The sequence below is a fragment of the Gallibacter sp. Marseille-QA0791 genome (genome assembly GCF_965119705.1).
GTDB classification, from domain to species: domain Bacteria; phylum Bacillota; class Clostridia; order Peptostreptococcales; family Anaerovoracaceae; genus Lentihominibacter; species Lentihominibacter excrementipullorum.
Genome location: NZ_CBCPMH010000001.1, coordinates 1,357,770 through 1,379,118, shown reverse-complemented (window position 1 = coordinate 1,379,118; position 21,349 = coordinate 1,357,770). Strand labels below are relative to the sequence as shown.

Here is a 21,349-nt window from a genome sequence, read left to right as displayed (position 1 = left end):
ATGAGAGAAGGGCTATGGGAAAGGGCGAAGCATGCTGTCTCTGAAGCGGTATTCCCATCCAACATATACTGTATATGTTGTGGGAGCCTCATCGATGGGACGAGAAACTATTCGTTGTGCGATGGATGTATGGAAAAACTCCACTGGATAACGGGAAGGACGTGCGACAAGTGCGGTAAAGCGCTGCCCGACACATACAGGGGGAAGCTGTGTTACGATTGTATGACGTACGAACATTCCTTTGTGAAGGGATACAGCTGTCTTACATATGGGATGTATGAGCGGCAGCTGATATTCGATATGAAATACAATGGAAAAAGTTATCTGGCAGAAAAATTCGCTGATATTCTTTATGACAGGATATGCTGTGAAGATGTGGATCCGGATGGGGTGATACCAGTGCCGGTGAGCCGGCGCAGGCTGCGTGAGAGAGGTTATGATCAGTCGGAGCTTATGGCGAAAGCTCTGGGAAAACGGTGGGACGTGCCTGTGTGGACAGATGTGCTCCGCAGAAAGAAGAATACGCCGTTCTTGAGAGGCTATTCTCCGGCAGAGAGGGAGGAGATCCTCAGGGGAGTGTTTTCGGTGATCCCGTCGGGGATAAGGCGTATACAGGGAAAGCACGTGATGCTGCTGGACGACATATATACAACAGGAACGACGGCAGATGCTTGCAGCCGCGCGTTGCTGGAGGCCGGCGCCAGAGAAGTGTCCCTGTTGACGTTGGCGTCAGGCGGCAATAGAAAAAGCAATATATCGTGATAATAACATCGGGGCTGTTATGGCAGGCAGCCCATGAATGTGGTCCGGGTCTGTGATTGAAAGGCCATGCCAGCTACGGGCGAAGGGCTCCACGTAAGCTGATCCGCAAGGCGGCAGTGATCATGGCGTAGCTTAGAAGTAAGTCCTCCGGAAAATCCGGGTAAAGGCAAGTGTGGGGGCAAAGATCAGGTCAGCCGGACCGCATTCATGGACTGCCGCAGAAACGTGGTTGTCGCAGAGCCGTAAGACTCTGAACAGATTTTGCGGCCACTTGACGAAACCGTAATTGGATATATGCTGGAAGCATTGAGATCACATGTTTTCAGTATATTTTTTTGGGGAAGGAGCAGGAATGGGCGATATTGAACGAGAGGGAAAATCTAAAGCCGTTACTGATGGTAGCTCTTTTTTCTTCTTATTCAAATGTTGCTATTGCAAAAATAGGAGTAAACAGAACATCATCATTTTTGCCGGCAGGTAAAAATCGGCGAAATAAAGATGGAGGCGACGTGAATGTTTACGAAATGTTTTCAGATTTTTCTGTGAACAATTCAAAAAAACAATGCGTTCAGTCCCAATATATGGTATACTTAAAAAAAGCATCAATGGGATAGCCTACTAAAGGAGGTTGTTATTATGAAGACGATTATCAATGGTAAAAACTATAGCCCGAGCGATAAGCTCAAAGCGACTATAGAAAAAAAGTTTGAAAAGCTGGATAAGTACTTTTCGAACGAGATCACAGGGAATGTAATGACCATAAAGGAAAAAGGCGGATACAAGGTAGAAGCTACGATAAATGCCAAAGGAACCATATTCAGAGCTGAGGTGAAAGCGGATGACCCTTACGATGCTCTCGATGGTGTTATAGACAAGCTTTCCAGTCAGATGTCCAAGTTCAAGAGCAAGCTGCAGAAGAAGTATAAGGGAAGCAAAGATTTCATGTTTGCCGAGCTGCCTGAAACAGAAGAGGCTGAGGAACTCCACGTAGTAAAGCGAAAGAAATTCGAGCTCATCCCGATGACTGTGGACGAAGCTATCGTTCAGATGGAATTGCTGGCTCATAATTTCTTCGTATTCCTCAATATGGAGACAGACTCCGTAAATGTCGTATACAGGAGGAACGACAACGATTACGGTCTTCTGGAAACGACATATTAGTACACAAGTGACGATAAAGAGCTGCCGCGTCGGTGCGAGATCTAAAGCTGCCGAGGGGCAGCTCTTTTTTATCCGGCGGGAATGAGCGTGAATGTCAGACTGGGCGTGCCATGAGGGGGGTAAAATTCGGAAAAGCGCGGCGATGCAATATAAAAACTAGGTGAAGCATTGGTGTTTTATGGGCGTTCCTATTGAAAACCACACCTCTTTTTTGTAGAATATAAACATATATTGAACAAAACCTGGGAGCAAATTGATGCGAAATTTTTTCGAAAATGTTTTTTCCGATGTCGGTATCACCGACGTTATAGATATAATAATCGTGGCGTTTGTCATATACAAACTGCTGGGACTTATAAAGCAGACCAGAGCGGAGCAGCTGATGAAAGGCGTGCTCCTTCTTGTGGTTGCGACTTTTTTGTCGGGATTCTTCAACCTCCATACCATAAACTGGCTGCTCAACGGCGCCGTGATGCTGGGAGCGGTAGCAATATTGGTGGTTTTCCAGCCGGAACTGAGGCGTGCCCTTGAATACATGGGACGAAGCAAGATAGTCAAAGCTCCGCTGAAGCAGATGGATAAGGAAAAGGGCAAGCAGATAACTGCTCATATCATAAAAGCCCTGGAGACTTTTTCAAAGGACAGGGTGGGAGCTCTGATAGTGTTCGAGAGGGAAACATCACTCTATGATATCGTGGAAACGGGAACAGTGGTGGATGCCCAGCTGTCGGAACAGCTTTTGGGGAATATCTTTTACGAGGGCTCACCTCTTCACGACGGTGCGGTGATAATACGCGATGGTCGCATATACGCCGCCGGATGTGTACTTCCGCTCACCAGGAACAATACAATAAGCAAGGAGCTGGGAACGCGCCACAGAGCCGGGATAGGCATAACGGAAAATTCGGATGCCCTGGTCATAATCGTATCTGAGGAAACGGGGATAATTTCCATGGCCAGCGACGGGCAGCTGTCGAGATTCCTGGACATCAAGACGGTGGAGAAGACGCTCCTCAATATGTATCTCAATACGGGAGAGATGAGCGGGACCATGTCGTTGATAACGAAGCTGATAAATAAAATAAGGGGGAAGAAGGATGCTGAACAATAAGACATTTCTCAAAGTTTTTTCCCTCGTAGCTGCCGTCCTGCTGTGGATGTATGTAATGGTGGAAGTCGATCCTCAGAAGACTGATAAGATCAGCGATATTTCCATAAGCTTTGCCAACGAAGACGTGCTGGCTGAGCGAGGGCTGGCGGCTGTGATGAACGACTCGACTGAACTGACTGTAAAAATACAGGGGGCCCGTTCGGATATAAATGCCGTGAGAAAGACGGGACTGACTGCCTATGTGGATGTCTCCGGTTGTGAAAAAGGCAGGAACCGGGGGGAGATAGTGATAAATGTCCCGGACGGAATAACTGTAGACAGCATGTCGGAGGAATATATGACCTTCGATGTGGAAGAAATAGTGGAGGAGGAAAAACCTCTCGCTGTGGAATTTGACGATTCCCCTGCAGACGATGACAGCGTTCCGTGGATAGTTTCGTCGGCATATGAAAATGTGACCGTATCAGGAGCGGAGAGCCTGGTGGATAAGGTGAAGGAAGTGAGAGGAGTGGTTTCCGCCGCTAACATATCGGCGGAGCACAGCAGTCGCGCTACCGTCAGTCTGATGGCCGTAGATGAAGATGGCGAGCAGGTGGAGAATGTCACCATACAGAATGGTGAGGATATAAGTGTGGATATACAGCTCTTCAAAGTGAAGACAGTGGATGTCAATGTCAGCATTGAAAATGTAGCCGATGGATTTGAAGTCGACGGTTCTCCTTCATCCGAAACGGTGAAGATAGTGGGGACGGCTGATGCTGTAGAAGGAATAGAGTCTGTGAGCGGAACAGTGGACATGAGCGAGATAAACGATACTAAAGATCACAGAATAGATGTGAATCTGGAGCTGCCGTATGGCATATATTTATACGATGAGGAAGATACACCGTCAGTGAGAGTCACACTGAAGACGGTGGAATAGATGATAAAGTAAATGAGGAGAATGTTATGGGAAGATTGTTTGGAACAGACGGCGTCAGAGGAGTGGCCAACTCCGAGCTCACGCCTGAGCTGGCCTTCAAGCTGGGAAAGGCCGGTGCCCATGTATTGAGCCGCGACAGCAGCAGGCCTGTTTTTTTGATAGGGAAGGATACCAGGCTTTCGGGAGATATGTTGGAGGACGCGCTCAGCGCCGGTATACTGGCAGTCGGAGGCAATGTGATAAAGGTAGGAGTACTGCCTACACCGGCGATAGCTTATTTGGTGAAGGCGTACAGGGCTGATGCGGGAGTTGTGATCTCAGCGTCACACAATCCTTTTGAATACAATGGGATAAAATTCTTCAACGGAGACGGCTTTAAGCTGGATGATCGCATTGAAGATGAGATAGAGGACATAATTCTTAGAAACATCGATGTAAACAGCCATATCACCGGCGATATGCTGGGAAGGAGTCTTGAGGCTGATGATGAGTCGGTGTCGAAATATGCGGATTTTCTCAAGTCCACCATAGACACAGATATAAAGGGGATCAAACTGGTGCTGGACTGTGCCAATGGGGCAGCCTATAAGGTGGCGGAAAAGGTATATTCGGAACTGGGAGCAGAGATAACGATCATTGGCAATAAACCTGACGGCACTAATATCAATGATGGATTCGGTTCTACTCATCCTGAAAAGCTGCAGAGGGAAGTGGTGAAGCAGGGCGCACTGCTGGGCCTGGCGTACGACGGAGACGCGGACAGACTCATCGCGGTGGATGAACAGGGAAGGATAATAGATGGGGACAAACTGATATGCATATGCGCTAAGATGATGAAAGAAGCGGGCAGTCTCGATGACGATATCGTAACAGCGACGGTGATGAGTAACCTGGGCTTCCATAAATATATGGAAAATATGGGCTGCAGCGTAGAGGTCACATCTGTCGGCGACAGATATGTGCTGGAAAGCATGCTTAAGACGGGCAGTAAAATCGGCGGTGAACAGTCAGGACATATAATATTCCTGAATCATACGACGACTGGAGATGGGATACTGTCATCTCTGCAGCTGGTCCAGGCTGTTATCAGATCAGGGAAAAAACCGTCGGAGCTTTCCGATGAGATCGAGATATTCCCTCAGGTACTCAGGAATGCCAAGGTGAAAAATGAAAACAAGGAAAGATTTATGGAAGACGGCGATATAAAGGCTGCCATAGAGGATGTGGAAAGAGCCGTAGCGGGGAGCGGAAGGCTTCTCATAAGGCCGTCAGGTACGGAACCTCTCGTCAGGGTGATGCTTGAGGGCCAGGACGTTGCTCACATAACGAAGCTGGCTGAGGAGCTGGCTGACCTGTTGACGGAGAGGTTTGGATAAGGAGGAAAAGTATGTGTGGAATAGTGGGATTCGTAGGAAAGGATCACGCCAAAGAGAAGATAATAGACGGACTGAAGCGGCTGGAATACAGAGGATATGACTCGGCAGGCATCGCGTTGCCGATAAACGGTAAGATCGAGATAAGAAAGCATGTGGGGGAGATCAGGAATCTGGAAAAGATAATAGGCGATCCGGATTTTGACAGCTCCATGGGTATCGGACATACCAGATGGGCTACTCATGGGGTCCCGTCCGATGTGAACGCTCATCCTCATGCTAATGAGGACAATACCATAGCTATAGTACATAACGGCATAATAGAAAATTATCAGGAGCTGAAAGAATGGCTTGCCGCTGAGAAGCATGTGACTTTCAAATCTGATACGGATTCAGAAGTCATCGCTCATCTCATAGGGGTATTTTATGAGGGAGATCTGCTGCAGGCCGTTAACAAAGCTGTGGCTCAGATGAGGGGAGCATATGCTGTATGCGCCATAGCGGCTGCGGAGCCTGACAAGATCGTAGCTGTGAGGAAGGATGCTCCGCTGGTGGCCGGTATCGGTAAAGGCTTCAATTTCATCGCTTCCGACATACCTGCTCTGCTCAAGTACGTCAGAGAAGTATACCTTATCGAGAATAACGAGACAGTGGTTCTGACTAAGGATGACATCACTATATATAACGGCGAAGGAAAGAAGGTGAAGAGAGACGTCTTCCATGTCACCTGGGATGCTGACGCTGCGGAAAAAGAAGGCTATGAGCATTTTATGCTGAAGGAGATACATGAGCAGCCGAAGGGGATCTATGAAACGCTGACAAGACGTCTCAATGATGACGGGAGCATCAACCTGGATGGTATCTCCATGACAAAAGAGGATATAGAAGGATTCAACAAGGTCTATATCGTGGCCTGTGGAACAGCTTATCATGCCGGTCTGGTAGGCAAGATGGTGATCGAAAAAATGGCGAAGATACCTGTGGAAGTAGACGTGGCGTCAGAGTTCAGGTACAGGGATCCGTTTGTGGATGAAAAGACGCTGTTCATCGCCATCAGTCAGTCAGGAGAAACTCTCGATACTCTGGCGGCTCTCAGGGAAGCCAAAAGAAAGGGAGCACGCATCCTGTCTGTGGTCAACGTGGTAGGAAGCTCCGTGGCACGTGAGTCGGACGATGTCTTTTACACCTGGGCAGGACCGGAGATCGCGGTGGCGTCGACCAAGGCGTATACGACTCAGCTGATCTGTATGTATCTGATAGGTCTCTACATGGGGAGCACCAAAGGGACTATCGAAAAAGATTATTACGACAAGATTTTGGATGAACTGAAAGCTCTGCCTGACAAAGTGGAAAAGCTGCTGGAAAAGGAAAATTCCATTGCGGCGCTGGCAAAGAGATATTACAGACGTGAGCAGGTGTTCTTCATTGGAAGAGGTCTGGATTCAGGTGTGTCCTATGAAGGTTCTCTCAAGTTGAAGGAGATCTCATATATCAACTCCTTTGCTATCGCGGCAGGAGAACTGAAACATGGGACTATCGCGCTGATGGAAGAGGAAACGCTGGTATTCGCTCTGGCTACTCAGGACTTTCTCTATGAGAAGATGGTTTCCAACGTGGAGGAGATAAAAGCCAGGGGCGCCAGAGTCATAGGAGTGGCAAAGGAAGGAAAGACTGAAATAGAATCGGTAGCAGACGAAGTTATATATATCCCGTACTGCATCGATGAAGTATCGCCTGTGCTGGCAGTCATACCGTTGCAGATCTTCGCGTATTATGTGGCGAAGGAACGCGGATGCAATATCGATAAGCCGAAAAATCTGGCAAAATCGGTCACGGTTGAATAAGCGTCCGGGAGCATGAAAGGGAATGGAACGTCCATATGAAGGATTATGATATCAGAGATATATCACTGGCGCCTTCGGGCCACAGGAAGATAGAATGGGTGAAAAATAACATGCCGCTCCTGTCGGCACTGGAGGAAGAGTTCAGGAAAGATAAGCCCTTCGACGGCATGAAGATAAGCTTGTCAGTCCATCTGGAGGCCAAGACGGCGTATCTCTGCCTGGTGCTGGCGGAAGGCGGCGCTCAGATGTCTGTGACAGGAAGCAACAGTCTCTCCACTCAGGATGATGTAGCCGCTGCGCTGGCGGACAGAGGATTGAAGGTGTTTGCATACCACGGTGCTACCGATGAGGAATATATGAGGCATATCGAAATGTGTCTGGAACACAGACCCAACATCATTATCGATGATGGAGGTGATTTGGTTGGGATGCTCCACGAAAAGCGGCCTGATTTGATGAGCGAAGTCTTGGGCGGCTGTGAAGAGACGACTACAGGGGTCATACGGCTCAAGGCTATGGAACGGGAAGGAGTCCTAAGGTTTCCGATGGTAGCTGTCAATGATGCTAAATGTAAGCATCTTTTCGATAATCGCTACGGTACGGGCCAGTCGGTGTGGGACAGCATCATGAGGAACACCAATCTCATTGTCGCGTCTAAGACTGTGGTCGTAGTCGGGTACGGATGGTGCGGCAGAGGAATAGCCATGAGGGCAGCAGCGCTGGGAGCTCAGGTCATCGTCACTGAGATAGATCCTGTCAAAGCCATGGAAGCCAAGATGGATGGTCATGATGTGATGACGATGGATAAGGCGGCTCCGTTAGGCGATATCTTTGTCACGGCCACAGGATGCAAGCATACCATAACCGTCGATCATATGATGAAGATGAAAAACAGAGCTATACTGGCCAACGCCGGACATTTCAATGTTGAGATAGATATGGCAGGACTGGAGGAGGCCGCTCTGTCAAAGATAGAGACCAGAAGCAACATCATGGGATATGCTTTGCCTGGCGGCAGAACAGTCAATGTGATAGGAGAAGGAAAGCTGGTCAATATCGCGGCAGCTGACGGACACCCTGCGGAGATCATGGATCTCAGTTTTGCCGTTCAGGCCATGTCGGCTCTGTATATAAAAGATAATCATGGAACTCTGGGAAACAGAGTCGTGGATGTATCGGATGAGATAGATGATGTGATAGCCAGAAAACGGCTGGAGGCATGGGGCATCGAGATAGACAGCCTGACGGAGGAACAGAGGGAATATCTGGATAGCTGGAAGGTGTGAGGTCTTTGTAAAATGGTACAGCGTGCCGGATTTCAAAAACGAGCGAAATCCGGCACGCTGTTTCTCATTCTTATGAGGTGTGCTTTTTACACTATCAGCATTCCTATCCTTTCTTTTGTCCTGTCTTCTCCCAGTATCTGCTGTATTTCCCAGACATCGGGAGACTGGCTCCTCCCCATCACCGCGATCCTGATAACGGTGCTGACATGGCCTACATGACCCTTGTACTGGTCGGGATTTTTCTTGAAATCCTTAGGCTTTGCAGCATAGCCCATCTCTGTGGCGATGGCTCTTATCTTGTCGAACCATGCGCTCTGGTCGTCGCTGTGGTCGTATGAATCCAGATATCTTCTCAGTATCTCGGCCGCGTCTTCGTCACTGACCTCCTCAGGGATCGTATCCTCGATGACGAAGTAGTCGTCGAAGAAGTAGCTGATGAAATCGAACATCTGCTTGGCGCAGATGAAATCCTTTCGTGGCTTGTTCCCGGTACGTCCCAGATCCAGGATCTTTTCCACATACCCTCTGTCAGCCTCCAGCAGGGAAGCTACTTCAGGTCTGGATCGTTTCGCCCAGTCCAGCAGAAAGTCGTACAACTGGTCTGCCGGTATCTTTACTAAAACATCCTTTGAGATGTCATTGAGCTTATTGAGGTCGAAGAGAGCGCCGCCGCTGCTCATCTTTTCCGTAGTGAATTTGAAATCGTCTATAGGAGCGTCTGGATTGCTTATCCGCCATTCCTCGAAATTGGAGTTGAGGATGGTAAGCAGGTACTCTTTTACTGCCTGTGGATGGTAACCCTCCTGCCTGTAGTAGTCCAGGGAAAGCTCCGGGTCTTTTCTCTTGCTCAGTTTACGCTTGTTACCGTTGTCCAGCTTGAGCAACTGCGCCGTATGGCAATAGACAGGCATCTGAAATCCCAGCTTTTCGAACAGCTCTACGTGTATCGGAAGGGACATCAGCCATTCTTCACCTCTTACCACATGAGTCGTCCTCATCAGGTGGTCGTCGATGACGTGAGCGAAATGGTACGTTGGGATACCGTTGGCTTTCAGCAGAATGATATCCTGATCGTTTTCCGGCATGGAAAGAGTGCCTCTGATAGCGTCCTCCACTTCTATGTGTCTGATCTCTTCTGATGGAAGCTCGTGATTGCCGGAAGACTTGAGACGCACCACATATGGTTTGCCCGATGCTATATTGGCTTCGATCTCCTCGTAGGTGAGACTTCTGCTTTTTTCCGCGTATTTGCCGTATATGCCGGTAGTCTCCTTGGCAGCTTCCTGAGCGGCTCTGATATCGGCCAGCTCCTCTTCTGTCAGAAAGCATGGGTAGGCGAAGCCTTTTTTTACGAGTTCTTTGGCAAAGCACCCGTATATCTTTCCTCTCTCGCTTTGGAAATACGGGCCATAGCTGCCTTTTTCGCCATCCAGAAGAGCTCCCTCGTCAAAGTTTATACCGAAGAAATCCAGCGATGTGATGATAGTCTCGACAGCACCTTCAACGTAACGCTTGTCGTCGGTGTCCTCTATCCTGAGATAAAATGTACCGTTTGACTGATGGGCCAGCCTTTCGTCCACGAAAGCACCGTAGAGATTGCCCAGGTGTATGAACCCTGTAGGACTCGGACCGAGCCTTGTGATCATAGCACCTTCGGGTATTTGTCTTTGAGGGTACATCTTCTCGTAATCTTCAGGTTTTTTATCTATATGGGGGAACAGGAGCTCCGCCAGCTTGTTGTGATCCATTTTCGTAATGCGGCCGCCACTGTCATGTGGGATCCGCGCCTCCTTACTCATTGATTTTTAATTGCGCAAAGCGCTTAAATCATTTTATCAGTTATTTTATGTGCTTGCAATATATGGCTGCATTTTTATGATTTACGGAATCGCCTGTATTTCTATGATTTACGGAATCGTTATCTACTTTTTGATTTTTAGTGCGTATGTAGGTAATATTTTCAACGTTTAAAGACTTGAAAGCGTTGGGATAGTCCATTAAGCCGGGGAAAAGCAGCTGCTGGCCCTTTACAAAAAAAGTCCATATTGTTCAAACCCATTGGATTTTACCTACATTTTGAGAAAAATCAATAATATAGAAAATTTATTTGATTTGCCACACGCAATAATCACAAATTTATACTAAAATAGGAAAAAATGTAAATAAGCAAGGAGCGAAATATGTATAATCAACGGACATTGATCATTTTAGCGCGGCGGGAGCGTGCGAGGATAAAAAAGATACTTGAGTGGATGGGACATCGTCGTGATGAGCTGCCTGTGGGCAGCCTGAAAAGAAATGGCAAACATTATTACAGGGTGTTTTATGAGGATGGGCAGAAGAATCATGTGATGATCCCTGAGGGGTACAGTGGAAAATGGGCGCTGATCGATGAGCTGAGGGAAAGGCGATATATTTCTGCGGCGATGCCAGTATTGGAGAATAATCTGCGTTGTATCGACGGCGCATGGTGTGGAAGAAGGAAAACAGCAGGGAAAAATATGACCCGCAGATACGGTTTGTTTTATCTGCGGGTCTGGGGGGCCAGTGCGTTCAAGTCAGAGCTGAAGCCGCGGCATATCATCTGTCGTATTTTTTCCACAATATCCTGAGAGAGTTGAGTATGCATATCATGGCGACTCCCGTATCGGCGAAGATGGCTGCCCAGATGTTGGCGAACCCGATGAAGCCGAGGACCATTACCAGCAGCTTTACGAACAGCGCTATGACGATATTCTGAACTGCTATGGTGCCAGTGCTGCGGGAGATGGAGACGGATCGCGGGATAGCCTCCATGGATGAATTCATGAATACGACATCGGCGGCTTCTATGGCAGCGTCGGCGCCGCTTCCCATGGCGGCTCCCACATCAGCTCCGGCCAATACGGGAGCGTCGTTGATACCGTCGCCGACGAACATGGCAGGGCCGATATCCTCTCTTATGGCTTTGAGCGTTTCCAGCTTGCCGTCGGGCAGGAGCTGGGCGTGAACGTTTTCGATGCCCACCTTCGAAGCTATCTGAGACGCGCTTTCGGCGTTGTCGCCTGTCAGCATAACAGGAACGAGGCCCTTTTCTTTGAGCTCCGATATGGCTTTGGCAGCGTCGGCTTTCAGCGTGTCGGATATACTGATGAGACCGGCATAAGAACCGTTGACTGCGATGAGGACTTCAGTGCCTCCTGTATTTTGTATTTCGCTGACGGATATGTCATTGTCTCTCATAAGGGCTCTGTTGCCGCAGAGGATCTTCCCCTGCGGAAGGACGGCTTCTATACCTCGGCCGGATAGCTCCTTCAACGATCCCGGTACCTTTATGGACAGACCGAGGCTCTCGGCTTTTTTCACGATGCTGACGGCGATAGGATGAGTCGAGCGGCATTCGCAGGCAGCCGCGATGGAAAGCAGCTCCTCTTCGCTTATCCCATTGGCAGGCGATATTTTCTGTACAGAAAAGTTCCCCTCTGTGATAGTACCTGTTTTGTCCATGACTATAGCTTTGACACCCTTGAGGGCTTCGATGGAAAGGCCGCCCTTGAAGAGGATCCCCAGCTTTGAAGCGGCGCCTATGCCGGAGAAGAATGCCAGCGGCACGCTTATCACCAGAGCGCAAGGACAGCTTATTACCAGGAAAGTTATGGCAGTAGTTATCCATTGACTCCAGTTCCCCGTGAAGGCAGACGGTACGATGGCTGTCAGCAGCGCCAGGCCTACGACGATAGGTGTATATATCTTTGCGAATCTGGTGATGAACCTGTCCATCTTAGGTTTGCCGGCGGCGGCGTTTTCGACGGAATTGAGGATCTTGGTGACCATCGACTCAGTGAGAGGTCTGGTCACTTTTATTTTCAGAAGTCCATGCTCGTTGACGCAGCCGGAGACCACTTCGGTCCCTGCAGCAGCTTTGATGGGAACGGGTTCACCTGTTATAGGGGATGTGTCTATACGGCTTTCACCTTCCGTGACTACGGAGTCCAGAGGGATCCTGTCACCGGGGCGGACCATCAGGACGTCGCCTACCTTAGCTTCGCCTGCTGGTATGATCCTGATGTCGTCTCCGTCCACCAATGATACCGTTTCAGGTCTCATATCGACAGCTTCCATTATCTGTGAGCGACTTTTATCCACAGCGATGTGCTCGAAGAGCTCGCCGACTTTGTAGAAGAGCATGACGCCTGCTCCTTCGGTGAATTCACCGATGCAAAAGGCTGCTATGGTGGCGATGGACATCAAAAAGTTCTCATCGAATACCTGACCTTTGAGGATGTTTTTCCCGGCAGTGAAGAGGACTTCCCAGCCCAGAGCCAGATAGGCAGCGATGAATACAGGAAAAACGATGACATCCAGGATACCTGTCTGTTCTAATATCACGCCTCCGGCAAACAGTACAGCGCCGACGATCAGAGAAATGAGATCCGCCATGTGTTCTCTGAAAAGGCTCCGCGTGTGGGTGCTGCCGGCGGCAGGAGTCGTCTCCTTCTTTACCAGTCTCACATTATCTTCAATGGTGCGGCAGGCCTTTTCAAGCTTTGGCACCAGGGAGTCCGGGTCTTCGGCTGCTACGCGCAGCTGCCTGGTGGCGAAGGTGATGGAGGCGGCTTTTATTTCAGGCATGGCCTGTATCTTGCGTTCCATCTTGGCTGCGCAATTGGCGCAGTCGAGGCCCTCTATGATATATATCTCTTGCCGCCCTGCGGAAATATCGTCGAAATCATGGTCGTGGCTATGATCGTGGCTGCTGTCGCAGTCGTGGCTATGGTCATGGCTGCATCCGCATGCGTCATGATCGTGGTCGTGATGATGGTGGCCGCCGTGGTCATGACCGCAGCCACAGCCTTCATCGTGATGATGTAATTGTTGCAGTTTGCTATTCATTGATATGTTCCTGCGCAACGTCCAGTATCTCCTTCACGTGGCCATCGGCCAGGGAATAATAGGCGTGCTTTCCTTTCTTTTGAAATTTAACGAGATTGTTGTCCCTGAGAACTTTCAGCTGATGGGAAACTGCTGATTTAGTCATGTCCAGCAGCACCGCTATATCGCATACACACATCTCGCGGCAGTTGAGAGCTGCCATTATCCTGATGCGGGTACCGTCCCCGAACACCTTGAACAGTTTCGACATATCTGTAAGCTCCGTATCGGAAACTATTTCTTTTCTGACATGCTCCAATATATCTTCATGTATCGCCGCGCAGTCGCAGCTTGCTTCAGTTTTTCCCATTGCTTTATCGCCTCCTGTAAAAAAATATGCATATTTTCCGGTTTTCATTTTGATCGAGAATAGTTGCGTTATCGTTCAACTGTTCCCCATGGCATCATTATAGTTGAATGTGCATGCAACTGTCAACAGTAAAATCAAAAAAAATGAAAAAACAAATTGACGGAGCCCGGTACTTTGGCTATTATGGTAGTTATTAAAAACAGACGGCTCGGATAATAAGGCGTTTGCTGCGCTTCCAGCCGTTTCGCACAGAGATGGAGGTTGTAGTCGAAATGATAGAAGTCAACAAGGATGTTTGTATCGAATGTATGACGTGCGTCGCAGTCTGTCCTTTCACAGTGCTGGAGGAATCTGACGAAGGCATACGGATGGCGGAAGGGAAAAAATGCATGGCATGTATGCACTGCGGAGCGGTATGCCCTACGGAAGCCATCACATATAACGGCGAATCGTCTATATTGCCGGACGAGATGCCGACCATAAGCGATACTTTCCACAAAGAACTTAAAAATCATATCCTGACCAGAAGATCTTACAGGCATTTCAGCGAGGAACAGGTCCCGAGGACCATCATAGAGGAAGCGCTGGAACTGGCTTCGTGGGCTCCCAGTGCTAAAAATCAGCATTCGACTAAATGGATGATAATAGAAGATCCGGATGTCATGGATAGGATGATGACGATGATCCTGGAATACGTGGATGAAACCGGAGTATCTCCCGAGATCGCTTCGGAAATGGAGACCGGGAACAATGTGGTGATGGGAACGGCCAAAACGTTGCTCCTGGCCTATGCCAACGAGAACGCCATATCGCCGGAAACAGATACGGCCATAGCTATGACGACGGCTGAGCTGTATCTGCAGGCAAAAGGGATAGGGACCTGCTGGGCTGGCTATCTCAAGAGAATGGCGAACAATATACCTGGTATCAGGGAAATGCTGCCTAAGATACCTTCAAGCTGCAGTTTTTACGGAGCATTCATGCTGGGATATCCGGCGGACGAGGAGTATTTACATATCCCTCAGCGGTTCAAGAGAGCTGATATAAAGTGGGTGTGACGACGGCGGGCGGCCAGCCGCGCATCCGGTAAAACAGTAATGCCAACTGTCTGCGCAGTCGCGAGAGCTGACTGATGATGCAGACAGTTTTTTTATAATGCAGGAAATATCGTCAAAACGATATTTCCCCGCTTTGCGGGGCAGGCCGGAATTTCAAAGAAAGTACCTTGAATGCGCTGACCCTTGCGGTCAGCATGCGGAAATAGGAATCTTTGATCCTGTCATTTCCACTTTTTTATTTCAACTATTGACAACGCGTAAATATTGTATATAATGAATATATACAATATAAAGAAAAAGGAGGTGTTCCTTTGGATATCATAATAAGCAATTCAAGCGGCCGGCCTATTTATGATCAGATAAGCGAACAGATAAAGGAGAAGATACTTACAGGACAGCTGGAGGAAGGTGAAGCGCTGCCTTCCATGAGGCTTCTGGCCAAAGAACTTCGTATAAGTGTCATTACCACCAAGCGGGCATACGAGGAACTGGAGCGGGATGGATTCATCGTTACCATGACGGGAAAGGGAAGCTTCGTGGCGGAGAAGAATACGGAAGCTGTCAGGGAAGAATATCTTAAGCGGATAGAGGAACACATCGGTGAGATAGTGAGGTTGTCTGTCAGCTGTCATCTCGGCCTTGAGGACATAAAGGAAATGGTGACGCTGGCATATGAGGAGGAAAGAGATGAGTAACGCTATAGAGATAAAGCATCTGGAAAAGAGGTATGAAGGCTTTGCTCTCAGAGATGTAAATATCACGCTGCCCAGCGGTTATATCATGGGCTTCATCGGAGAAAACGGAGCGGGTAAGACGACGACTATCAAGGCTATGATGGGTCTTGTCAGACCGGACGGCGGACAGATAAAGATACTGGGCGGGACTATGTCTGATGGTGACAGAGAGCTGCGGGAAAATATCGGAATGGTTACGGAAGATTATGGGCTTCCGGCTGAAGCGGACGCTGTAAGCATAGGCAGGATAATGAGCGGGCTATACAGGACCTGGGACAGCAGAAAGTTTTCGGGATATATGGAAAGGTTCGGATTGCCGGTCCGCAAGAGGGTGAAGGATTATTCCAGAGGAATGAAGGTGAAACTTTCCATAGCGGTGGCGCTCTCCCACGACAGTAAACTGCTGGTGATGGATGAAGCCACGTCGGGACTGGACCCTGCGGCCCGGGACGATGTATTGGACATCCTGAGGGATTTCATCCAGGACGAAAGCCACAGCGTCTTCATCTCCTCCCACATTCTGAGCGATTTGGAAAAGGTGTGCGATTATATCACCTTCATCCATCGCGGCAGGATAGTCTTCAGCAGCGAAAAAGACGCGTTGACAGAAAAGTATGGCATAGTAAGATGTCCGAAAACGGAGCTTGAAAGCATAGAAAGCAGTGCGGTGGTTGCCGTGAGGGAAACGGGATTCGGCGTAGAGGCCCTTGTGGAGAGGGAGAAGGTCAATCCTGCCCTCATCACAGACAATGCTACCATAGAGGACATAATGGTGATGATCATAAAGGAGGATGAAAAATGAAAGGCTTGCTGATGAAAGATATAATATTGCTGAGGCCACAGCTGAAGATATATCTGATAATACTTGTGTTTTGGTTTCTGATAGCCATGTGGAACGGACAGCCGGGATTTTTCGGAGGGCTTATGGCGATGTTCGCATTGATGATACCAATGACGACTGTCGCATATGATGACAACTGTAAGTGGCCGGCCTTTGCCCTGACAGCGCCTGTTCCCAGATTCAAACTGGTACTGTCGAAATATGTGATACTCTTTATGACTATGCTGGTATTATCTGTAATAATATTTATAGGAAGTCTGGTGATGGGCGAAGATGTATCGGGCAGCTTCTTTCTGACAGTAGCCATGTTCCCCTTTGGCATGATAATGGCTTCGGTGCTGTTGCCTATAATTTTCAAGTTTGGTGTGGAAAAAGGCCGCTTCGCTTTTCTGGCTTTCATCGCCTTCGTTGTGGCAGCTGTCGTAGCCGGAGGAAGAAAGCTGGCGACATTGACAGAGGATGGCAATATAGTGGGATCGCTGCTTTCCATGAACAGAGGGATGATGATAGGCGCTGTCGTGCTGGTGACCGCAGCAGTCGCCGTAATATCTATCGTCTTATCGAAAAATATATACGATAAAAAAGAGTTTTAATGGACCGGATTGGTAGAAAAACGCATGGTGCTGTGTTATAATAGCCTCGACAAATTAAAGTGTTTTCAGATAGTTGAGGAGGGATCACCATGTTATCGAAGAAAGTACTGGAGTTGCTCAATACACAGGTAAACAAGGAGTTTTATTCGGCGTATCTATACTTGGATATGGCCAACTATTATAAGAATGAAGGTCTCAATGGCTTTTACAACTGGTATAAGGTGCAGGCGCAGGAGGAGAGGGATCATGCGCTGCTGTTCATGGATTATATCCAGCAGAACGGTGAGGCTGTGGTGCTGGAGGCCATAGATAAGCCTGATAAGGAATTCAAGGAGTTCATAGATCCTCTTAAGGAAGGCGCCAAGCATGAGAGATATGTTACGGGGCTGATACACAGCATATATGGAGCGGCTTATGAGGAGAAGGATTTCAGGACTATGCAGTTTCTCGACTGGTTCGTCAAAGAACAGGCTGAAGAGGAAGATACAGCTGATGATCTGATAAAAAAGTTCCAGCTGTTCGGAAGCGACAGCAAAGGCCTCTATATGCTGGATAACGAGCTGGCTTCGAGGACATACGCGGCTCCGTCGTTGACAGTGTAGTATAGTGTAAAATCGCGTGAAGTCGGATCAAGATGGGGATTCAGGCGGGCATGGCGTCAAAAGGCGCGGCCTTATCCCCATCTTTATATATTTGAACTGAGGATCGGGGAACCGGAGGAAAAGACATGGCCTTTACGAAGAAAGAGATCACACAGATGCTGGACGCGCTTCGAGACAGATATCCCGAGGCGGGATGCGCGCTTGTGCATCAGAATACATATCAGCTCCTGATATCGGTAGTGCTGTCGGCTCAGACCACCGATAAAAGCGTCAATAAAGTGACAGGAGAGTTGTTTGCCAAGTATCCGTCGCCTGCCGATTTAGCAGAGGCTGACCAGCAGGATGTCATCGATATCATCAAAACTATAGGTATGTATAAGACTAAGTCCAGGAATATAATCGCGCTGGCGGGAGAACTGGTGGAAAAGCATGGAGGTCAGGTCCCCGAGGATTATGACGAACTGGTGAAATTGCCTGGAGTCGGACGAAAAACGGCCAACGTAGTCCTCGCTGTAGGCTTCGGACATCAACGGATAGCTGTGGATACTCATGTGTTCAGGCTGGCCAACAGGATAGGGCTGGTGAAGGAAAAGGATGTCCTCAAGACGGAGTTGGGATTGATGAAGGTGTTGCCGGAGGATAGGTGGACGGAAGCCCATCACAGCCTTATTTTTCACGGGAGGAACTGCTGTACGGCAAGAAATCCCAAGTGCGGGGAATGCCCCATAAATGGCCTGTGCGAGAAAGTCGGTGTGGAGTGATGAAAAATCAGGGATATTCTGATATGGATCGGAGCTGATCCCGTCGACAAAAAAATTCCAGCGTGATATTATTAGGAAAAACAGCTAATAATAACAAACAGATATATCGGAGGTGTGGTTATGGCAGTTTACAAATGCAGCGTGTGTGGGTTCATATATGATGAGGAAAAGAATGGGAAACCGCTGGCGGAGCTCTCAGAGTGTCCTGTCTGTGGGCAGCCCATCTCAAAATTCGTGCCGGTGAAAGATGAAACTGTGACGAGGAGAGAAAGCCCTATGGAAGATATGGGAAGCTTTGTCTCTTCCGGTCCGCTGGACTATGATCCTGAAACAGCTCGTCACGATCCGTCGGTCAGATACATGGCTGAGATACATGAAATGGCAGTTACGGGAAGATCGGTGGGGGCATCCATGGGTACTCAAATGCCTGTTCCTGACTGGGATGAGATACTGATGATGGGGGCTCAGCTGAATCCGCCTCCTCTCAATGACGAAGACCCTGTCGACACAAGAACGGTGATAGGAAAGCATGCTGAAAAACCGATGGTACTGGAGAGTCCTATCTACATTTCCCACATGTCCTTCGGAGCTTTATCGAAAGAGACTAAGATAGCTCTTTCCAAAGGCAGCGCCATGGCAAAGACTGCCATGTGCAGTGGAGAAGGCGGCATCCTTCCGGAGGAAAGAGCTGAAGCATACAAGTATATCTTTGAATATATTCCCAACAAGTACAGCGTCACCGATGAAAATCTCCAGGCGGCTGATGCCATAGAGATAAAGATAGGTCAGGGGACAAAGCCTGGAATGGGCGGTCACCTGCCTGGCGATAAAGTGACTGACGAGATTGCCGCCATTCGTGGAAAGAAGCCGGGTGAGGACGTCCAGAGCCCGAGCAAATTCCCTGAGCTGGATACGAAGGAAGACCTGAAGGCCATGGTGGATATGCTGAGAGAACGCTCAGGCGGCAGGCCTGTCGGCATAAAGATAGCTGCCGGAAGGATAGAGAGAGATCTTCAGTATTGCGTGTTCGCAGAGCCTGATTTCATAACGGTGGACGGCAGAGGCGGCGGTACGGCGTCCAGCCCGCTTCTCCTCAGGGAGGCGACCACAGTGCCTACCATATATGCTTTGTACAGGGCAAGAAAATATCTGGATTCCGTAAATTCCGATATCGCTCTCGTTATAACAGGCGGGTTGAGAGTATCTGCTGACTTTGCCAAAGCGCTGGCGATGGGAGCTGATGCTGTTGCTGTGGCTACCGCGGGGATGATAGCCGCGGCATGTCAGCAATATCGAATATGCGGCAGCGGGAAATGTCCTGTAGGTGTGGCCACTCAGGACCCTGAACTCAGGTCGAGATTGAACATAGACGCGGCGGCTCAGAGAGTAGCCAATTATCTGAATGTGTCCAGAGAAGAATTAAAGACTTTCGCACGTATCACGGGGAACCGTTCCGTACACGATCTTTCCATGGATGATCTGATGACTACCAGCTATGATATAGCGGAGTATACCGGGATAAGGCATGTGGGGCAGCCTGTGGGAAACCTGAGCGGATTTGATGTTCCCGGAGCATCCGGGAACGCCGAAACTGTCGGTGCCTTCCGGGCTGCCGAAGCCTCTGCCGAAGCTTCCGGTATTTCCGGCGAAACGGCGGCGACCGCCGCCAAATACAGGTGTAAGCTGTGCGGTGAAGTGTTCACCGTTCAGGCCGGCGCGGAGGCTGTATGTCCTGTGTGCGGAGCCAGGGGAGAGAACCTGGAGGCGGTGGCCGGAGAGGTAAAGAACAAATATGCCGGGACCAGGACGGAAAAGAACCTGGAAGCGGCCTTTGCCGGAGAATCGGAAGCCAGGAACAAATATACCTACTTCGCGTCGGTAGCTGAGAAAGAAGGATATGAGCAGATAGCTGCGCTGTTCATGAAGACGGCGGAAAACGAGCGGGAGCACGCGAAGATGTGGTTCAACGAACTGGGCGGCATAAACGATACGGCAGCCAATCTGGACGCAGCTGCCGCAGGGGAAAACTACGAATGGACCGACATGTATGCCGGATTCGCCGACACGGCTGAGGCCGAGGGATTTCCGGAGCTGGCAGCCAGATTCCGCATGGTGGGCGCCATCGAAAAGCACCACGAGGAGAGATACAGAGCGCTGCTTCACAACGTGGAGACGGCAGCCGTCTTCGAAAAGAGCGAAGTCAAGATGTGGGAGTGCCGAAACTGCGGTCATATCGTGACAGGAACGAAGGCGCCGGAGAAATGTCCCGTATGCGCTTATCCGAAGAGCTATTTTGAAATAAACGAAGAGAATTACTGATGTGTGGCGTGTGAGCTGCTGATATGCGGTAATGGCTTGCTTTTTCGCAAGATGATGTCTATCCCTGGGCTTCTGTGTCCGGGGTATGGCGGAAACAAAAAATCCTGAATCTCGCCATCAGGCGGATCCAGGATTTTTAATTGATCCCATATTGTCGCTGAGCGTCGCCGGCGTCCTTTGCCTGGTGCTCATGTTGGACAGGCTGAGCTGACGTTCCGGCTGCGCTGCATCCATTGCTGCTTGTCAGTTGCGGGAAGCCGTCTTCCCACAGCAGTGCTTGTATTTTTTACCGCTGCCGCATGGGCAAGGCTCGTTGCGGCCTATTTTTTTCCCTTTCACGATTGTCTTGGATCTCTTGTATTCCTTGGCGATCTGAGCCATTTTTTCCTCACCGAGAATAGTCTCCCACTGAGGAAGCCCATACAGGTACTCGGCATCGGCCGCCAGCATATTGTAAAACAGTTTTTCGGGTTCGATTTCCACCTCTACCTGGGAATTTTCATCGAAGTTTTCGAAGTCGTTGCTTTTCTTCAAGCTGGAATCGACTCCGTCGAGGAAACCCATGAAGATCACTGGGCGGACCTGGTACTTTTCAGCCAGCTCTCCGAGAGTGCCAGTCATCTTTTCCTCTGGTCTGTCAAGGATATCGCTGTATATCTTAGTTTCGGCTTCGCTATATTCCTTCCAGAATTCGGGGAAAGTATCCTCGGTCTGATTTTCTATAAGATCTCTCCATTCTTCAAATAAAGTCATCGTCGACC

Annotated in this window: 20 protein-coding genes and 1 pseudogene; 17 read left to right on the top strand and 4 right to left on the bottom strand. The window is 49.1% G+C overall.

All coding sequences use genetic code 11. The annotated features are described in order from the left end of the window. From ACQY69_RS06420 to ACQY69_RS06385, 8 genes are all read left to right on the top strand, one after another. A complete protein-coding gene (locus ACQY69_RS06420) occupies positions 1-762 on the top strand; it encodes a ComF family protein (RefSeq protein ID WP_428259543.1) in 762 nt (253 codons plus the stop codon). A gap of 362 nt (positions 763-1,124) precedes the next feature. Continuing rightward, positions 1,125-1,376: a hypothetical protein gene (locus tag ACQY69_RS06415; RefSeq protein ID WP_428259541.1), complete on the top strand. Its 252-nt coding sequence runs from the start codon at positions 1,125-1,127 to the stop codon at positions 1,374-1,376. Between the two features lie 22 nt (positions 1,377-1,398). Beyond that, entirely contained in the window at positions 1,399-1,923 is a 525-nt protein-coding gene (hpf, locus tag ACQY69_RS06410; RefSeq protein ID WP_428259539.1) for a ribosome hibernation-promoting factor, HPF/YfiA family, read from the top strand. A 256-nt stretch (positions 1,924-2,179) separates the two neighbouring features. Beyond that, positions 2,180-3,034, top strand: coding sequence for a diadenylate cyclase CdaA (cdaA, locus tag ACQY69_RS06405; protein WP_428259537.1), 855 nt, complete (start codon positions 2,180-2,182; stop codon positions 3,032-3,034). Continuing rightward, a complete protein-coding gene (locus ACQY69_RS06400) occupies positions 3,021-3,956 on the top strand; it encodes a CdaR family protein (protein ID WP_428259535.1) in 936 nt (311 codons plus the stop codon). Before cdaA ends, ACQY69_RS06400 begins: the two co-directional genes overlap by 14 nt. A gap of 26 nt (positions 3,957-3,982) precedes the next feature. Further along, entirely contained in the window at positions 3,983-5,332 is a 1,350-nt protein-coding gene (glmM, locus tag ACQY69_RS06395; RefSeq protein ID WP_428259533.1) for a phosphoglucosamine mutase, read from the top strand. Positions 5,333-5,343: 11 nt separating this feature from the next. After that, positions 5,344-7,173: a glutamine--fructose-6-phosphate transaminase (isomerizing) gene (gene glmS, locus ACQY69_RS06390; RefSeq protein ID WP_428259531.1), complete on the top strand. Its 1,830-nt coding sequence runs from the start codon at positions 5,344-5,346 to the stop codon at positions 7,171-7,173. Between the two features lie 35 nt (positions 7,174-7,208). Next, positions 7,209-8,459, top strand: a complete 1,251-nt coding sequence (locus ACQY69_RS06385; protein ID WP_428259529.1) for an adenosylhomocysteinase — start codon at positions 7,209-7,211, stop codon at positions 8,457-8,459. A gap of 86 nt (positions 8,460-8,545) precedes the next feature. On the opposite strand, the gene gltX is transcribed toward ACQY69_RS06385, so the two are convergent. Next, positions 8,546-10,207, bottom strand: coding sequence for a glutamate--tRNA ligase (gene gltX / locus ACQY69_RS06380; protein WP_428259527.1), 1,662 nt, complete (start codon positions 10,205-10,207; stop codon positions 8,546-8,548). A 432-nt stretch (positions 10,208-10,639) separates the two neighbouring features. Here gltX and ACQY69_RS06375 point away from each other — a divergent pair, with 432 nt between their 5' ends. Continuing rightward, positions 10,640-11,071: a hypothetical protein gene (locus tag ACQY69_RS06375; protein WP_428259526.1), complete on the top strand. Its 432-nt coding sequence runs from the start codon at positions 10,640-10,642 to the stop codon at positions 11,069-11,071. Here the strand turns inward: ACQY69_RS06375 and ACQY69_RS06370 are convergent. Together ACQY69_RS06370 and ACQY69_RS06365 are read right to left on the bottom strand one after the other, a co-directional pair. Then, on the bottom strand, positions 11,040-13,331 hold the full coding sequence (locus ACQY69_RS06370; protein ID WP_428259524.1) for a heavy metal translocating P-type ATPase: 2,292 nt from the start codon (positions 13,329-13,331) through the stop codon (positions 11,040-11,042). The genes ACQY69_RS06375 and ACQY69_RS06370 overlap by 32 nt on opposite strands. Continuing rightward, the gene (locus ACQY69_RS06365; RefSeq protein ID WP_428259522.1) at positions 13,324-13,680 is read right to left on the bottom strand and encodes an ArsR/SmtB family transcription factor; all 357 of its coding nucleotides are present in this window, start codon (positions 13,678-13,680) and stop codon (positions 13,324-13,326) included. Before ACQY69_RS06365 ends, ACQY69_RS06370 begins: the two co-directional genes overlap by 8 nt. 272 nt (positions 13,681-13,952) lie before the next feature. Here ACQY69_RS06365 and ACQY69_RS06360 point away from each other — a divergent pair, with 272 nt between their 5' ends. The 8 genes and pseudogenes from ACQY69_RS06360 (at position 13,953) to rbr (ending at position 20,588) form a co-directional block, all read left to right on the top strand. Continuing rightward, positions 13,953-14,738 (top strand): nitroreductase family protein, encoded by a 786-nt coding sequence (locus ACQY69_RS06360; protein WP_428259520.1) that lies wholly within the window; start codon positions 13,953-13,955, stop codon positions 14,736-14,738. Between the two features lie 311 nt (positions 14,739-15,049). Continuing rightward, on the top strand, positions 15,050-15,433 hold the full coding sequence (locus tag ACQY69_RS06355; protein WP_428259518.1) for a GntR family transcriptional regulator: 384 nt from the start codon (positions 15,050-15,052) through the stop codon (positions 15,431-15,433). After that, positions 15,426-16,274: an ABC transporter ATP-binding protein gene (locus tag ACQY69_RS06350; RefSeq protein ID WP_428259517.1), complete on the top strand. Its 849-nt coding sequence runs from the start codon at positions 15,426-15,428 to the stop codon at positions 16,272-16,274. Before ACQY69_RS06355 ends, ACQY69_RS06350 begins: the two co-directional genes overlap by 8 nt. Beyond that, positions 16,271-16,906: an ABC-2 transporter permease gene (locus tag ACQY69_RS06345; RefSeq protein ID WP_428259515.1), complete on the top strand. Its 636-nt coding sequence runs from the start codon at positions 16,271-16,273 to the stop codon at positions 16,904-16,906. The genes ACQY69_RS06350 and ACQY69_RS06345 overlap by 4 nt, the downstream gene beginning before the upstream one ends. An 89-nt stretch (positions 16,907-16,995) precedes the next feature. Next, positions 16,996-17,508: a ferritin gene (locus tag ACQY69_RS06340; protein ID WP_428259513.1), complete on the top strand. Its 513-nt coding sequence runs from the start codon at positions 16,996-16,998 to the stop codon at positions 17,506-17,508. 125 nt (positions 17,509-17,633) lie between these two features. After that, a complete protein-coding gene (gene nth / locus ACQY69_RS06335) occupies positions 17,634-18,269 on the top strand; it encodes an endonuclease III (protein WP_428259511.1) in 636 nt (211 codons plus the stop codon). A 120-nt stretch (positions 18,270-18,389) separates the two neighbouring features. Continuing rightward, a pseudogene (locus ACQY69_RS06330) lies at positions 18,390-19,796 on the top strand (glutamate synthase-related protein); the annotation flags it as partial. A gap of 240 nt (positions 19,797-20,036) precedes the next feature. Continuing rightward, on the top strand, positions 20,037-20,588 hold the full coding sequence (gene rbr, locus ACQY69_RS06325; RefSeq protein ID WP_428261025.1) for a rubrerythrin: 552 nt from the start codon (positions 20,037-20,039) through the stop codon (positions 20,586-20,588). 243 nt (positions 20,589-20,831) lie between these two features. On the opposite strand, the gene ACQY69_RS06320 is transcribed toward rbr, so the two are convergent. Next, positions 20,832-21,341 carry an SEC-C metal-binding domain-containing protein gene (locus tag ACQY69_RS06320; RefSeq protein ID WP_428259509.1) on the bottom strand — a complete coding sequence of 170 codons (510 nt, stop codon included), beginning with the start codon at positions 21,339-21,341 and terminating at the stop codon, positions 20,832-20,834. Positions 21,342-21,349: the final 8 nt, after the last annotated feature.